The sequence below is a fragment of the Actinophytocola sp. NPDC049390 genome (assembly GCF_044466355.1).
Taxonomy (GTDB): domain Bacteria; phylum Actinomycetota; class Actinomycetes; order Mycobacteriales; family Pseudonocardiaceae; genus Actinophytocola.
Map to the genome: position 1 here is coordinate 41,531 of NZ_JBITMQ010000028.1, position 14,745 is coordinate 56,275.

A 14,745-nucleotide genomic window follows, 5' to 3' on the forward strand; every position below is an offset into this window, starting at 1 on the left:
CTGCCCGGGCGTCCCTCTGGTGGCGTGGACATAGCCGCTTCCGACTAAACGACTCGAACTTATGTCGATCGCCGACGAAAGTTAAGGCCCAAATGGCCTAACGGACCGGACAGTCTCTGACAGCGACTTCACCCCGAGGACGGCCAACGGGGTGGTTAGTACAACGGGTGACCGAATTTGCCCCACGTGTCCGAACCAGCGCAACCCCCAGGGACCCCGTCACCAGTTCCGGCGTTCCGAAGGACCTCTTCATCACGCCCAGCGCACCGAAGGACCCCTTCAGCGCGTTGGCGCTAGCCCCCCGCCGCCCGGTTCAGCCACTCGGACAGCATGGCGCGCTCCGTGTCGGTGAGGCGTGGCAGGTCGGGCACCACCGTGCGGAACGCGACCGCGGCCGCGACCGGGCCGTCCTCCGCGAGCGCGGGTGCATCGGTCAGGATCGTCCGGGTCACCGCCTCGTACATGGCGTCCGCCAGGCCGGGGTCCGGGTCGGGCGCGGTCAGCAGGGTCAGGACCACCCCGGTGTTGGCGGCGTGGATCAGCTCCACGGCCCGCTGCTCGGACACCCGGAGCCTGCCGATCTCCGCGACCCGGCGGACCTTGGCCCGCAGCTTCTCGATGCCCGCGACCGTGGCCGGCGACGGCGGACGCCCGACCAGGAGGACGTACAGCGCGGGGTTCGCCATGCCGAAGCCGATGTGCGTGTCCCACCCGGCGCGCAGGTCGGCCAGCGGGTCGTCGCTGTCGGGGGTGCGGGACTTCTCGGCGACGTAGGTGGCGAACACGTGCTCGGCGACCGCGTCCAGGAGGCCGTCCTTGTCGCCGAACATGCGGTAGATGGCCGGGGCCTGCATGCCCGCGGCATGGGCGACCCCTCGGGTGGTCACCGCGGCCGGGCCCTGTTCACGCAGCAGCCTGGCCGCCACCTCGACGAGGTTCGTCCGCACGTCCATGCTTCCAACGATAACAGCTCCTTGCTATCGATGTATTTCCGATGTTAGCGTCGAAGTGATTCCATCGATATCACGAGGTGAAGCATGATCGTCGTCAGCGGGGCAACGGGGAAGCTCGGGGCACTGGTCGTCGAGGGGTTACTCGAGCACGTGCCCGCGGAGCAGGTCGGGGTGAGCGTGCGCGCGCCCGAGAAGGCGGCGCACCTGGCCGCGCGCGGGGTGCGGGTGCGGCGGGGCGACTTCGCCGAACCGGCCACACTGGCCGACGCGTTCGAGGACGCCGCGCAGGTGCTGCTCGTGTCGGTCAACGCGATCGGCCCGGAGAAGGTCGTGCAGCACCGTGCCGCGGTCGACGCCGCCTACGCGGCCGGGGCCAAGCGGGTCCTCTACACGAGCCACCAGGGCTCGGGTGCGGACTCGCTGTTCGCGCCCATGGTCGACCACGCCGCCACCGAGACCTACCTGACCGGGCTCGGCACACCGTTCACCGCGCTGCGCAACGGCTACTACGCCGACACCATCCCGCTCCTCTTCGGCCAGGCGCTCGAGACCGGCGAGCTGGTCGCCCCGGCCGACGGACCCGTGTCGTGGACCGCGCACGCCGACCTCGCCGAGGCGGCCGTCCGCGTCCTCACCGACGAGGGCCGGTTCGACGGACCGACCCCGCCGCTGACCGCGCCCGAGGTGTTCGACCTCGAACAGGCCGCGGCGATCCTCGGCGAACTCGGCGGCCGCACGATCCGCCGGGTCGTCGTCGACGACGAGGAGTGGCGGGCGGGCCTGGTCGCGCAGGGCTCACCGGAGGCCAGGGTGACCATGCTGCTCGGCATGTTCCAGGCGTCCCGGCGCGGCGAGTTCGCCGTCACCGGCCCCGCGCTGGAGGAACTGCTGGGCCGTCCGGCCACGCCACTCCGCGCCGTCCTCGCGGCAAGGCTCTGAGGTGTCGTGCCCCGAAAGACGCATTCGAGACGTCGAGCCTGGAGCCACCGGTGGTCAACCTGGTTGTTCCGGACCTGCGGCAGAGCGCGGCCTGGTCAGGCCCGCTTCGCAGAGCCGGGCAGGCATCCGCCGGGCGCGCAGCGCCCGAGGCCCGCGCAGCGGGCCAGCCCCGTGCACAAGCCGGGCGCCAGCCCACAAAGACGGCCTGCCTGCCCTCCCGTCGACCTGGCGAAGCCCGATCACACCGGGTCAAGGGGGCCAGCCCGAACCAGCCCCGATGCCAACGCAATGGCCCCCTTGACGCGGTGTGATAGCCCGGAGGGAGGTCGACGGGAGGGCAGGCCACCCGTCCATGCCAAACCACAACACGCCAAAATCGTGAGGCCCCCTCCCCGAGATCAGCCCGTCCGGCGAGGACCCCCCGGAGGGAAACCTCCCCATACACAACCGAGCATGATCATCGGCGGCTTCGGGCTGAGTGCCCCAAAGCGTCGTTCCGGGCATCAGGCCGTGGCCACCGCCGAGCGGGCGGCCGCCGCCGTCGGGGCGGACAGGGCCAGTTCGGCCAGGCGTTCGCAGTCGTCCGCCGTGCGGGTCGCCAGCGCGGCTCGCACGGCGGGCACGGACGGCGCCGACATCGACAGCGTCGTGATCCCCATGCCCACGAACACGCACGCCAGCAGCGGGTCGCTCGCGGCCTCGCCGCAGACGCCGACCGGCTTGCCCAGTTCCCGCCCGGCCGACGCCACCAGGGCGACCAGCTCCAGCACCGCGGGCTGCCACGGGTCCAGCAGGTCCGCCAGCTCGCCGTTCATGCGGTCGGCGGCCATCGTGTACTGGGACAGGTCGTTGGTGCCGATCGACACGAAGTCCACGGCGGCGAGGATCTGCCTGGCCTTCAGCGCCGCGGCGGGGACCTCGATCATCACCCCGGCGGTCCGCAGGCCCGCCTTGTGGACGGCCGACGCGAACTCCGCGGCCTCCTCGGCGGTCGCGACCATGGGCGCCATCACCCACACGTCGGCCGTCGTGGCGGTCGCCGCCCGGGACACCGCCTCCAGTTGCTCGGCCAGCACCGACGGGTCCACCCGGGACGTGCGCAGGCCACGCACGCCCAGCGCCGGGTTGTCCTCCTCCGCCAGTCCCAGGAACGGCAACGGCTTGTCCGCGCCCGCGTCCAGCGTCCGCAGCACGACCTTGTTGTCACCCGCGGCCGCGAACAGCTCCCGGTAGGCCGACTCCTGCTCGGCCACCGGCGGCGCCGACGTCCGGCCCAGGAACAGGAACTCCGTGCGGAACAGCCCGACGCCCTCGCCGTCCGGCGCGAGGTCGGCCGCGCCGCCGACGTTCTGCAGCAGCGGCACGGGGACACCGTCGGCCGTGCGACCGGGGCCGGTCAGCGCCTCGTTCCGTGCGCGTTCCGCCTGCCCGGCGGCGACGATCTCCTCCGCCGCCGACGCCGTCACGAGGCCGACCGCGCCCGTCGTGCCGTTGACCGACACGGTCGTCCCGTCGGCCACGTCGAGGATGCCCACGCAGCCGACCACCGCGGGCAGGCCCCTGGCACGCGCCAGGATCGCGGTGTGACTGGTCGGGCCACCGCGGCGGGTGACGATCGCGCGGACCGAGTCGTCCAGCAGCGCCGTGTCCGCCGGTGACAGGTCGTCGGCCACCAGCACGTACGGCACGCCCGGCCGGGGCAGGCCCGGCATCGGCACGTCGAGCAGCCACGCCACCGCGCGGTCCCGCAGGTCCGCGAGGTCGGCGGCGCGCTCGGCGAAGTAGCCGCCCAGCTCGGTGAACGTGGCCTGCTGGTCGGCGATCGCGTCGGTGATCGCCCACGCCGCCGGCCTGCCCGCGGCGACCTTCGCGGCGACCGCGTCGGCGAGGGTCATGTCGGCGGCCATCATGGCCTGCGTGGCGAGGACCTCCGCGGCCGGACCGGTCACCCGCGCGGCCAGCTCGTCGAGTGACGTGGCCACGAACTGGAGCGCCTTCGCCGCCCGCTCGGCCTCGTCGGGTCCCGGTGCCGGCACGTCCGAAGGCAGGACCGGCGGGGCACCCATCGCGTGGACGGGGCCCGCCGTGCGTCCCGGGCTGACACCCAAGCCGTGCAGATCAGGCATCGAGATCCCGCTCCAGGATCTCGGCCATCGCCGCCAGCGCGGCGTCGGCGCCCTCGCCGTCCGCGGAGATCGTGACCGTGTCACCGCCGTGCGCGCCGAGCGACAGCACCGCGATGATGCTGCGCGCGTCGACCGGTGGCTTCGCGGCCGTGCCGATCCGCACGGTCACCGACTGGGCCTGCGCGGTCTCCACGACGATCTTCGCGGGCCTGCCGTGCAGCCCGATCCGCGACCCGACAACAACGTCCCTCGTGGGCATGCGTCCTCCTCGACGTGGCCCTGCAACGAAACTACGACTGGATGGTCACCTTGATCGCCGAACCGGACGACACCAGCTTGATGGCGTCGTGCAGTTCGGACAACCGCAGGCGGTGGGTGATCAGGTCGGCGACCGGCACCTGGCCGGACGCGATCAGCTCGAGGGCCTTCTTGTTGTGCGCGGGGCTGGAACCGTTGGCGCCCACGATGGTCAGCTCGCGGTAGTGCACCAGGTTGGAGTCCAGCGTGATCGTCGGCTTATCCTTCGGCAGGCCGCCGAAGAAGCTGATCCGGCCGCTGCGCGCGGCCATGTGCTGCGCGTCCTCCTGCGCGGCGCCGGCCGCGGCCGCGGTGATCACCACGTCCACACCGCGCCCGTCGGTCAGCTTCTTCACCTCGTCGACCGCGTCGACCTCGGCCGAGCAGATCGCCGCGTCCGGCTTCACCTTCGCCGCCGACATGTCCAGCCGGGACCGGTTCAGCTCCACCAGGAACACCCGGTTCGCGCCGCGTGCCCGCGCGAGCCGCACGTGCAGGCAGCCGATCGGCCCAGCGCCGACCACGACCACGTCGTCGCCGGGGCCGACCTTCGCCAGCTCCTGCCCGTTGAGCACGCACGCGAGCGGTTCTGCGACCGACGCCTCCGCGAAGTCCACGCCGTCGGGGATCCGGTTGAGCCCGTCGACCGCGAGCACCTGCCGCGGCACGATCAGGTACTCGGCGAACCCGCCGTCGTAGTGGTAGCCGACCGAGGTCTGGTTGGGGCAGACCTGCATGCGGCCGTCCTGGCACTCGGCGCACTCCCCGCACGGCACGGCCGCGATGACCTGCACCCGGTCGCCCGGCGCCCAGCCGGACACGTCCGACCCGACCTCGACGACCTCGCCGGCGATCTCGTGGCCGATCACGCGCGGCGGCACCAGGTGGTGGTGACCGTGGTTGAAGATCTTGACGTCGGTGCCGCAGGTCGAGCACTGCTTCACCGCGATCTTCACCTCGTCCGGGCCGGGGTTCGGCTCGGGCGCCTCCTCGAGGCGGATGTCACCGGGGGCGTAGAAACGCGCCACCTTCATGGGTTACAGGTCCTTCCCTATCGATTCCAGCAGGTCGTACACCGCGTCGACGCTGGCTGACGTGCGCAGGCGCTCGGCCTGCGCGGGGTCCATGAGGATCTGCGCGAGCGCGGACAGCACGGTCACGTGCTCGTCGCCCTTCGCCGCGATGGCCACGCAGATGTTGACGGTCTGGCCGTCCCAGTCCACGCCGTCGGGGAACTGCAGCACGCCGAGCGTGGTGCGGCGCACCAGCGCGCGGCTCTCGTCGGTGCCGTGCGGGATCGCGACGCCCTCGCCGATGAACGTGGACACCGTCTTCTCGCGTTCCAGCATGGCGTCCGGGTAGCCGTCGTCGACCGCGCCCAAGTCGGTGAGCACGGCGCCGCACTGGCGGATCGCGTCCCACTTGTCGGCCGCCGTCAGCCCGAGGCGGATGCCCTCCTTCGGGAGGACCGATGACTCAGCCACGGATCTCATCGCCTTCCTTGATCGCCTTCTCCAGCCGGTCGAACGCCGGGTCGCCCAGGAACATCCGGAACTCCACGACCACCGCGTGCGGCACGGTCGACCGGGCCCGCTCGGCGAGGTCGGTGTGCGTGAGCACGAGCCGCGCCCCGGCCGGGATGTCGTTGACCGCGACGTGTTCCACGGTCACGCCGTACGGCTTGAGCCGCGTGCGCATCTGGGACGCCAGCATCACGCTCGAACCCATGCCCGCGTCGCAGGCGACGACGATGCTCTTCACGTCGCGGCCGGAGATGACGGGACGGGTGGTCGTGGTGGTGCCGTTGGAGGTTGGGGCGCCGACGGCCGGGGCGGCGGCCGTCGGCGGCTCTGGGGCCGCGTCCGCGGCGGGGGTCTCGTCACCGGCGTCGGCGCCGTGGCCGAACTTCATCAGCGCGGCGGCGACGATGAACGACACGGCGGTCGCGACGGCGATGCAGAGCAGGACGCTCAGGTGGCCGCCGCGTGGCGTGACCGCCATGTAGGCGAAGATGCTGCCCGGTGCGGGCGGCGCGACCAGCCCGGAGTTGGTGACCAGGGCGGTGCCGACACCGGCCATGCCACCGGCGATCGCGGCCAGGATCAGCTTCGGCTTCATCAGCAGGTACGGGAAGTAGATCTCGTGGATGCCGCCGAAGAAGTGGATGATGATCGCGCCGGGGGCGCTCGGCCGGGTCTTGCGCGGGCCGAAGAACCAGAACGCGAGCAGCACGCCGAGGCCAGGTCCGGGGTTGGTCTCGATCATGAACAGGATCGACTGGCCCGCTTCCCGCGCCTGTTCCAGGCCGAGCGGGCCGAACACGCCGTGGTTGATGGCGTTGTTGAGGAACAGCGCCTTCGCGGGCTCGACGATGATCGACACGAGCGGCAGCAGGCTGTTGTCGACGAGGAAGTCGACGACGTTGCTGGCCCCGTTGGTGAGCGCCTCGACGACCGGGCCGATGCCGATCAGGCCCAGCAGCGCCATCGCACCGCCGAGGATGCCGGCCGAGAAGTTGTTGACCAGCATCTCGAAACCGGACCTGACCTTGCCCTCGATCAGCCGGTCGAACCACTTCATCAGCAGCGCCGCGAGCGGGCCGATGATCATGGCCCCGAGGAACATCGGCACGTCCGCGCCGACGATCACACCCATGGTGGCGATCGCACCGACCACGGCACCGCGCTGGCCATGCACCATCCGGCCACCGGTGTAGCCGATCAGCAGTGGCAGCAGGAACTTGATCGTGGGGTCGACCAGCTGGGCGAGGGTCTCGTTCGGCAGCCAGCCGGTCGGGATGAACATCGCCGTGATCAGGCCCCACGCGATGAACGCGCCGATGTTGGGCATGATCATGCCGGCGAGGTTGCCGCCGAACCGCTGGACCCGGGCGCGGATCCCGTTGCCCTGTAAGTTCTTCAGCTGGGAGACGTCAGTCGTCATTGAATCCGCTCCAGTTTCTCCGAAAGGTCGATCGAGGTGTGGACCAGCACGGAGTCCCGGTCCACATCCCCGGGGCCCGGCATCCGGCTGCCCGGTAACCGAACCGCGGCCGCACCCCACGACAGCGCCTCGACGAGGGCATCCCTGCCGGTCACCCCACCGGCCAGATACCCGGCGAGCATCGCGTCGCCCGCACCGACCGCACTGCGGCCGCGGTCGACGGGCGACTCGCCGTAACGCACCCCTTGCTCGTCGACCAGCACCGCGCCGTCGGCGCCCAGGCTGGCGAGCACCGTCCGTGCCCCCTTGTCACGCAGGACCTGCGCGGCCCGCACCGCGTCGCCCAGCGTGGCGATCTCGAAGCCGACCGACTCGGCCAGCTCCTCCCGGTTCGGCTTGACCAACGCCGGTGCGGCGGCCAGCGCCTCGGTGAGCGCGGGCCCGGACGTGTCCACGACGAACCGGACGCCGCGCTCGGTCAGCCGGGCGCCCAGGTCGCGGTAGAACGTGTCCGGGACACCGGGCGGGAGGCTGCCGCTCGCGACCACCCAGTCGGCGGTGACCGCGGTGTCCAGCACCGCCTTGACGATGCGTTCCAGGTCGTCCTGGCCCAGCTCGCCGCCCGGTTCGTTGATCTTGGTGACCGCACCGTCCGGTTCGACGAGGCTCACGTTGGACCGCGTGTGCCCGGTGACCGGCACCGCGCACACGTCGATGCCCTCCTCGGTGAGGAGTTCGCACAGCTGCCTGCCCTCGGGCCCGCCACGGGGCACGACCGCGCAGGTCGGCAGCTGGTGCGCGGCGAGGGCACGGGCGACGTTGACGCCCTTGCCACCCGGGTCGAGACGGGTCCCGCTCGCCCGGACCAGCGCACCGCGAACCAGCTCCGGGACCTCGATGGTGCGGTCCAGGCTGGGGTTCAACGTGAGCGTGAGGATCATGCCCGGATCACCCTCGGTCCCTGCCCTTCGATCTCCGCGGCCAGCTGGGGGTCCATCCCGCTGTCGGTGATGAACAGGTCGATGTCCGACAGCTCCGCGAACCGCGAGAGGTGGTCGGAGGACAGCTTCGTGTGGTCGGCGAGCAGCACCGTGCGGCGCGCGGCGGCGACCATGGCCTTCTTCACGGCGGCTTCCGCCTGGTCGGGGGTGGTGAGGCCGCGCTGCACGGACATGCCGTTGGTGGCGATGAACGCGACGTCCACATAGGACTGAGCGAGGGCTTCGAGCGCCCACGGGTCGACACAGGCGAGCGTGCGCGAGCGGACCCGGCCACCGATGAACAGGACGTTGAAGTTCGTGCGGCCCGCGAGCGAGAGCGCGATGGGCAGCGCGTTGGTGAGGATCGTGAGCTGCCGGTCGACGGGCAGGATCTCGGCGAGCCGGGCGGTGGTGGTGCCCGCGTCGAGGAGGATCGAGCCCTCCTCGGGGACCTCGGCGAGCGCGGCCTTCGCAATCCGGTCCTTCTCCGCACCCAGGACGGCGTCGCGGGCGGCGAGGGCGGGTTCGAAGCCGAGCCGCTCGACAGGGATGGCGCCGCCGTGCACGCGGCGGAGCAGCCCGTGGCGCTCGAGCACGGAGAGGTCGCGCCGGATCGTCTCGCCGGTGACGGCCAGCTCAGCGGCCAGGTCGGCGACGTCGACCCGCCCTTCCCGGCGGGCCCGGTCCACGATGTGCTGCTGACGCTCTTCTGCGTACATGTGGATTTACCACCGTTTCATCTGCGTATCGTTGTGTTTACCTGGTTTAGCCGCAGCAAGTCAACACCTGGTTTACCGCAGAGACCGCCCGACCGGCCTCTTGCCGCGCGATGTGAAATCGACGTAATATCCGCCCCGACCTAGGCCGACCAGTGGTGGTGAGCGGGCTTGTACTACGGCGGCTGGGGCAGTTACCAGGACTGGGAAGCGAACGACTTCCGCCCGAAACCCCCCAACTCTCCCGAGCCCGAGACCGACGGTTCCGTGAGCGGGACACTGGCGCCGCCCACCCCCACGTCGCTGCCGATCGGCCCCCGGTCCGTCGTCCCGGCGGGCCGCAAGTCGCTCGGACGGCGCGACAAGAAGCCGAAGGACCTGCTCCCCCTCGCACCACCGCCGACCCCCGCGCCCGCGTTCGTGTCCCCGCTCGCCGACACCGGCCCGTGGGCGAACCCGAAGGAGCCGCCCGCGCTGTCGACGGAGGCGAGCAGCCCGCGGCAGCTGGTGCGCCCGTACACCAGGACCGGCGGCCGCACCCACGTCGGCTACCGGCTGGAGCTGGAGACACTGCTGTCGACGGCACTGTCCCACGAACGCGAACGCGCCGCCCTGCGCGACGACCTCCGCGCCATCTGCGACCTGTGCCTGACCCCGCACTCGACCGCGGAGGTGTCCGCCCACCTGAGCCTGCCGCTGGGCGCGGCCCGCGTGCTGATCGCCGACGTCGTCGACCTGGGCCTGCTGCACGTCCACGAGTCGACCGACGACAAGCCGTCGATGGACCTCCTCTATCGGGTCGCGGCGGGTCTGAAGAACCTCTGAACGTGAAGGACGTCGTTCGCCGCGGCCCTGTCGTCGGCCGGTCACCGCGTGACCGTGGACTTCAGCGAGGTGCGGGTCGAGCGCGCGCGTGGGTTGGGTCCCGGCCGCGGAGTTCGCGTGCGCGGACGCGACGGCGGGGCCGTGCTGTTCCGCGCTAGGACGGGCCCTGCTGGCAGCGGGGACAGTGGTACGTGACGCGGTCGCCCGGGGTGTGGACGACCGGGCCGCCGCAGCGGAGGCATCCCTGCCTGCGCCGCCCGTAGACCCACAGTGACCGGCCCCGGCGCGGATCGCCGGTCGTGTTGCGGGCGGGGTTCAAGGCGTTGCGCAGCAGGAGTTTCCGCGCCCACCGCACCACCTTGTCGGCGTCCACTTCGGACACCGGGGTCCACGGCGTGACGCGGAGCAGGAAGCACAGCTCGACCTTGTAGACGTTGCCGACCCCGGCCATGACCGTCTGGTCCAGCAACGCCTCGCCGAGCGCCCGCGACGGATCGGCGGTGAGGCGACGTACGGCCTCGGCGTGGTGCTCGTCGGTCCAGTCCGGGTCGAGCAGGTCGGGCCCGAGGTGGTCGACCAGCTCGTGCTCGTCCGAAGTGGACAGCAACGCCATCTCCAGCAGCAGGTTCCCGACCGCGGTCTTCCCGGGCACGCCGAGCACCGCACGCGTCTGGTGCGTGATCGGCGGACGGCCGGTGTAGACGCGCCAGGACCCGTCCATGCCGAGGTGGCAGTGCAGGCTCAGCTCACCGCCGAACCGCAGGAAGAGGTGCTTGCCGACGGACACCGCCCGGTCGAACACCCGCCCGGTGAGATCCACAGTGGACAACCGGGGGTGCCGCAGGTCGGCGCGGGTGAGGGTGACACCGCCCAGCGCCTCGGTCAACCGATGCGCCGTGGCGTAGACGGTGTCACCCTCGGGCATACGCCCAGCTTATCCAGCCGTACGGCCGGACAGCGGGTTCGGCTAGGCGACCGCGAGGGCCCGCTGCCGGACCATGGTCGCGGCCAGCGCGAGCCACGCGATCAGCACGCCGCCGGTCATGGTCAGTGCCATGGCCGGGCCGTCGTTGCCCAGCACGCCGACGACCGGGGCGATCAACGCGCCCAGGCCGAACTGCGCCGCGCCCAGCAGTGCGGCCGCGGTGCCCGCCGCCTCCCCGTGCCGGGACAGGGCCAGCGCCGGCGCGTTCGGCAGCACGAAGCCGACCGCGCCGAGCAGGAGCAGCAGCGGCGCCAGGAATCCGGGCAGACCGCCGAAACCGGACGCCGCGAAGACGACCAGCACGGCACCGAAGGCGAGTGCGGCCGCCAGCGCGCCGAACACGATCTGCTGCGCCGACCAGCGGTTCAGCAGCACCACGTTCAGCTGCGAGGCACCGATCAACGCGACCGCGCCGATCGCGAACACGATGCCGAACTCCTGCTGGGACAGCCCGAAGGTGTCCTGCAGCACGAACGACGAGCCGGACACGTACGAGAACAACGCGGACATGCCGAGCGCCGCGACCAGCGCGAGCACGACGAACTGCTTGTCGGTGACCAGCATCCGGTACGTCGACAGCACGGGCCGCAGCGAGCCGGTGCGCCTGCGTTCCGGCGGCAGCGTCTCCTTCAGCAGGAAGATCGCGACCAGCAGCAGCGCCACCCCGAGCGCCGCCAGCACGGCGAACACGCCGCGCCACGAACCGGACAGCAGGATCCCGGCGCCGATCGACGGTGCGAGGATCGGGGCCGCGCCCATCACGAGCATCAGCCGGGACAGGATGGTCGCCGCCGCACGCCCCGTGAACAGGTCACGGACGACGGCCATGGCGACCACCATCGCCGCCGCGGCGCCGACACCCTGGAGCGTCCGCAGCAGGCCGAGGATGAGCACGTTCGGTGCGACCAGCACGAGCAGTGACGACACGATGTGCACGACCGTGCCCGCGATGAGCGGCCTGCGCCTGCCGATCGCGTCGGACAGCGGGCCGATCACCAGCTGACCGAGCCCGAGGCCGACGAGCGTGCCGGTGAGTGTGAGCTGCACCGCCGACTCCGACGCCATGAGGTCGGCACCGAGCGCGGGCAGTGCGGGAAGGTACATGTCGATGGTCAGGGGACCGAGAGCGATGAGCGCGCCGAGAACGAGGATGATCTTCAGTCTCGCGGCTCCAGTGGGCGACTCTGCCAACTGCTCCGAACGGTCCAACGTAGACGGACTGTGCAGAGTTGCCTGTTCCATGGTCAGCTGCAACTCCGCCGGTGCCGACTTTGTTCCCGGGTCAGGTCAGAACGGCGGTTTTCGTTGCCAGCTCACGAAGTTTGCGCTCTGTTTCCGAACCCTTCTGCGCCGTGTAGGTACACAGCCGCTGGTCCGGCGTATTGGGGACGGCGAACGCCTCGAACGTGACGACCAGCTCCCCGACCTCGGGGTTGACGATCCGCTTGACACCGTGGTCGCGGTCGAGCACGTCCTGCGCGTCCCAGAACCTGCGGAAGTCGGCGCTGGCGTCCCGCAGCTCGCACATCACCTGGTGCGGTCGGCCGTGGTCGGGGAAGTGACCGACCTCGGCACGCAGCGCGGACACCGTCTCGCCCGCGATCTCCTCCCAGTCCGGGTAGAACTCGCGTGACTCCGGCCGCAGGAACACCAGCCGCGCCGCGTTCAGGTCGGCCGCGGGCAGCGTCTCGTAGTCGAACGCGAGCCGGTTGGCGAGCCGGTTCCACGCCAGGATGTCCATGCCCGGCCCGTAGACCATCGCGGGCACGGTGTCGTCCATCGCCTGGAGCAGCTCCAGGATCTGCGGCCGCACGGCCGGCCGGTCGGCGTTCGCGCACGCGCCCCCGGCGTTGCGGTGGCTGGGCAGCGTGATGTTGCGCAGGTAGGTGTGCTCGGCGGGCGTGAGCCGCAGCGCACGGGCGACGGCGTCGAGGACGGCGTCGGAGATCGCGGGCGCACGGCCCTGCTCGATGCGCGTGTAGTAGTCGACGCTGATGCCCGCGAGTTGCGCGACCTCCTCACGCCGCAGGCCCCGCACCCTCCTGCGCGCGACCCCGTTCGGCAGCCCGAGCGCGGCCGGGTCGAGCGCCGCGCGGCGCGCCTTCAGGAAGGGCGTGATCTGGTCCTCAACCTGTCCCATGCCCCCATTGTCCCGCAGGGTGGTTCTGCCAGGCCCAGGTTGAAGGGTGCCTGGCGGCCCTGTCCCCGCGGCCGGAGGGTGGAGGTCGGAGAACAGGAGGAGTTTCATGAAGCGCAGGACCCTCGGGGGCACGGGCATCTCGGTGAGCCAGTACGCCCTCGGCGCGATGATGTTCGGCAGGATCGGCAACCCCGACCACGACGAGAGCGTCCGGATCATCCACCGCGCGCTCGACGCGGGCATCAACTTCGTCGACACCGCCGACATCTACTCGGACGGCGAGTCGGAGGAGATCGTCGGCAAGGCACTGAAGGGCCGCCGCGACGACGTCGTGCTGGCCACGAAGGTGCACGGGTCCATGGGGCCGGACGCCAACCACAGCGGCAACTCGCGACGCTGGATCGTCCGCGAGGTGGAGAACAGCCTGCGGCGGCTCGGCACCGACCACATCGACCTGTACCAGATCCACCGCCCGGACCCGGCGACCGACGTCGACGAGACCCTCGCCACGCTGACCGACCTGGTGCGTGCGGGCAAGGTGCTGGCGGTGGGCAGCTCCACGTTCCCGGCCGAGCAGATCGTCGAGGCGCAGTGGGTGTCGGAGAAGCGCGGGCACGTGCGGTTCCGCACCGAACAGCCGCCGTACTCGATCCTCGCGCGGAGCGTCGAGGCGGCGGTCCTCCCGACGGCACAGAAGTACGGCATGGGCGTCCTGACCTGGGGCCCGCTGTCGGCGGGCTGGCTGTCGGGCCGCTACACACAGGCCACGGACGTGACGACGAGCGACAGCAGCCGTGTGGCGATCGAGTCCCACAAGTTCGACCCAGATCGCCCGGAAAACGCGGCGAAGCTGGCAGCGGTCGGCGAACTGTCGAAACTGGCCGCGGACGCGGGGCTGACGCTGCCGCACCTGGCAGTCGGCTTCGTGCTGTCGCACCCGGCGGTGACCTCGGTGATCATCGGCCCGCGAACGATGGACCAGCTGGAGTCACTGCTGGCGGGCGCGGACACGGTACTGCCCGCGGACGTGCTGGACCGCATCGACGAGATCGTGCCACCGGGCACCGACCTCAACCGCGCGGACAGCTACTACGTCCCACCCGCACTGGCGGACGCAACACTGCGGCGGAGGTAGCCCCACTGCCCTGAAAGACGCTTTGAGGGCATCGCCCCAGCCGAACCACAAGGTGGCCGGACCATGATCATCACATTGGGAACATCCCGCCCGGATATGAGCAAGGATCTCCCTTTTCGGTGATCAGACCCGCTTCGCGAAGCGGACCCCAGCCCCGTGCACAAGCCGGGCGCAGCCCACAAAGACGGCCTGCCTGCCCTCCCGTCGACCTGGCGAAGCCCGATCACACCGGGTCAAGGGGCCAACCCGAAACACCCCGTGCACAAACACCGGAGGGAGGTCGACGGGAGGGCAGGCCACCCGTCCATGCCAAAGAACCCCGAGACCAACTCGGAAGCCCCTCCCCGAGATCAGCCCGTCCGGCGAGGACACCACCCCACGCAGAGGCCACCAAAACCCCCGCTGACCAGCGAAAACAAGCCCCCCAGTACGTAACCTCAACCCCCACCCGATCCCGGGGACCACCCGCCATGCCAGCCTACCGGCACCCACCGACAGAACCAGGGCGCAAGCGGCCGCCTGTGGACAACCACCCCACCTGTGGACAACTAACCGGCCACGACCCTCACCCAGCCCACCGGAAAGGACTGTCCGACAAGGCCGGTCATGGACTAGACCCAATGCCGTTCAGTTAGGGCGGTGGGTGGGTTGTCAAGGCGGCTGAGATAGGCAACGGGGTTCCTGCTAGAACAGCGTCGACCAAGAT

Annotated in this window: 14 protein-coding genes; 3 read left to right on the forward strand and 11 right to left on the reverse strand. The window is 71.0% G+C overall.

Translation table 11 applies throughout. The features are described 5' to 3' along the window. Nucleotides 1-293 precede the first annotated feature (293 nt). Complete coding sequence (locus ACIBVP_RS44060; protein WP_396112534.1) at nucleotides 294-953, reverse strand: TetR/AcrR family transcriptional regulator; 660 nt, start codon at nucleotides 951-953, stop codon at nucleotides 294-296. Nucleotides 954-1,037: 84 nt separating this feature from the next. Between ACIBVP_RS44060 and ACIBVP_RS44065 the strand changes: the two genes are divergently transcribed. Further along, nucleotides 1,038-1,892: an NAD(P)H-binding protein gene (locus ACIBVP_RS44065; RefSeq protein WP_396112535.1), complete on the forward strand. Its 855-nt coding sequence runs from the start codon at nucleotides 1,038-1,040 to the stop codon at nucleotides 1,890-1,892. Between the two features lie 503 nt (nucleotides 1,893-2,395). Here the strand turns inward: ACIBVP_RS44065 and ptsP are convergent. The 7 genes from ptsP to ACIBVP_RS44100 are packed head-to-tail and all read right to left on the reverse strand — an operon-like array spanning nucleotide 2,396 to nucleotide 8,957. Beyond that, nucleotides 2,396-4,018 carry a phosphoenolpyruvate--protein phosphotransferase gene (gene ptsP / locus ACIBVP_RS44070; RefSeq protein WP_396112536.1) on the reverse strand — a complete coding sequence of 541 codons (1,623 nt, stop codon included), beginning with the start codon at nucleotides 4,016-4,018 and terminating at the stop codon, nucleotides 2,396-2,398. Next, nucleotides 4,011-4,277 (reverse strand): HPr family phosphocarrier protein, encoded by a 267-nt coding sequence (locus ACIBVP_RS44075; protein ID WP_396112537.1) that lies wholly within the window; start codon nucleotides 4,275-4,277, stop codon nucleotides 4,011-4,013. The genes ptsP and ACIBVP_RS44075 overlap by 8 nt, the downstream gene beginning before the upstream one ends. A gap of 31 nt (nucleotides 4,278-4,308) precedes the next feature. Further along, nucleotides 4,309-5,349, reverse strand: a complete 1,041-nt coding sequence (locus tag ACIBVP_RS44080) for a zinc-dependent dehydrogenase (RefSeq protein WP_396112538.1) — start codon at nucleotides 5,347-5,349, stop codon at nucleotides 4,309-4,311. Nucleotides 5,350-5,352: 3 nt separating this feature from the next. Then, complete coding sequence (locus ACIBVP_RS44085; RefSeq protein WP_396112539.1) at nucleotides 5,353-5,799, reverse strand: PTS sugar transporter subunit IIA; 447 nt, start codon at nucleotides 5,797-5,799, stop codon at nucleotides 5,353-5,355. Further along, a complete protein-coding gene (locus tag ACIBVP_RS44090) occupies nucleotides 5,792-7,258 on the reverse strand; it encodes a PTS mannitol transporter subunit IICB (RefSeq protein ID WP_396112540.1) in 1,467 nt (488 codons plus the stop codon). Before ACIBVP_RS44090 ends, ACIBVP_RS44085 begins: the two co-directional genes overlap by 8 nt. After that, nucleotides 7,255-8,199 (reverse strand): 1-phosphofructokinase, encoded by a 945-nt coding sequence (gene pfkB / locus ACIBVP_RS44095; RefSeq protein WP_396112541.1) that lies wholly within the window; start codon nucleotides 8,197-8,199, stop codon nucleotides 7,255-7,257. The genes ACIBVP_RS44090 and pfkB overlap by 4 nt, the downstream gene beginning before the upstream one ends. Next, nucleotides 8,196-8,957, reverse strand: a complete 762-nt coding sequence (locus tag ACIBVP_RS44100; protein ID WP_396112542.1) for a DeoR/GlpR family DNA-binding transcription regulator — start codon at nucleotides 8,955-8,957, stop codon at nucleotides 8,196-8,198. Before ACIBVP_RS44100 ends, pfkB begins: the two co-directional genes overlap by 4 nt. Nucleotides 8,958-9,221: 264 nt before the next feature. Here ACIBVP_RS44100 and ACIBVP_RS44105 point away from each other — a divergent pair, with 264 nt between their 5' ends. After that, nucleotides 9,222-9,779 carry a DUF742 domain-containing protein gene (locus ACIBVP_RS44105; RefSeq protein ID WP_396112543.1) on the forward strand — a complete coding sequence of 186 codons (558 nt, stop codon included), beginning with the start codon at nucleotides 9,222-9,224 and terminating at the stop codon, nucleotides 9,777-9,779. 154 nt (nucleotides 9,780-9,933) lie between these two features. Here the strand turns inward: ACIBVP_RS44105 and ACIBVP_RS44110 are convergent, their stop codons facing one another. The 3 genes from ACIBVP_RS44110 to ACIBVP_RS44120 all read right to left on the reverse strand — a co-directional run bounded on the left by ACIBVP_RS44110 (nucleotide 9,934) and on the right by ACIBVP_RS44120 (nucleotide 12,904). Then, nucleotides 9,934-10,704, reverse strand: coding sequence for an Fpg/Nei family DNA glycosylase (locus tag ACIBVP_RS44110; protein WP_396112544.1), 771 nt, complete (start codon nucleotides 10,702-10,704; stop codon nucleotides 9,934-9,936). A gap of 42 nt (nucleotides 10,705-10,746) precedes the next feature. Beyond that, entirely contained in the window at nucleotides 10,747-11,868 is a 1,122-nt protein-coding gene (locus ACIBVP_RS44115; protein ID WP_396112545.1) for a Bcr/CflA family efflux MFS transporter, read from the reverse strand. 178 nt (nucleotides 11,869-12,046) lie between these two features. Beyond that, on the reverse strand, nucleotides 12,047-12,904 hold the full coding sequence (locus ACIBVP_RS44120; RefSeq protein ID WP_396112546.1) for a helix-turn-helix transcriptional regulator: 858 nt from the start codon (nucleotides 12,902-12,904) through the stop codon (nucleotides 12,047-12,049). A gap of 106 nt (nucleotides 12,905-13,010) precedes the next feature. Here ACIBVP_RS44120 and ACIBVP_RS44125 point away from each other — a divergent pair, with 106 nt between their 5' ends. Beyond that, the gene (locus ACIBVP_RS44125) at nucleotides 13,011-14,039 is read left to right on the forward strand and encodes an aldo/keto reductase (RefSeq protein ID WP_396112547.1); all 1,029 of its coding nucleotides are present in this window, start codon (nucleotides 13,011-13,013) and stop codon (nucleotides 14,037-14,039) included. Nucleotides 14,040-14,745: the final 706 nt, after the last annotated feature.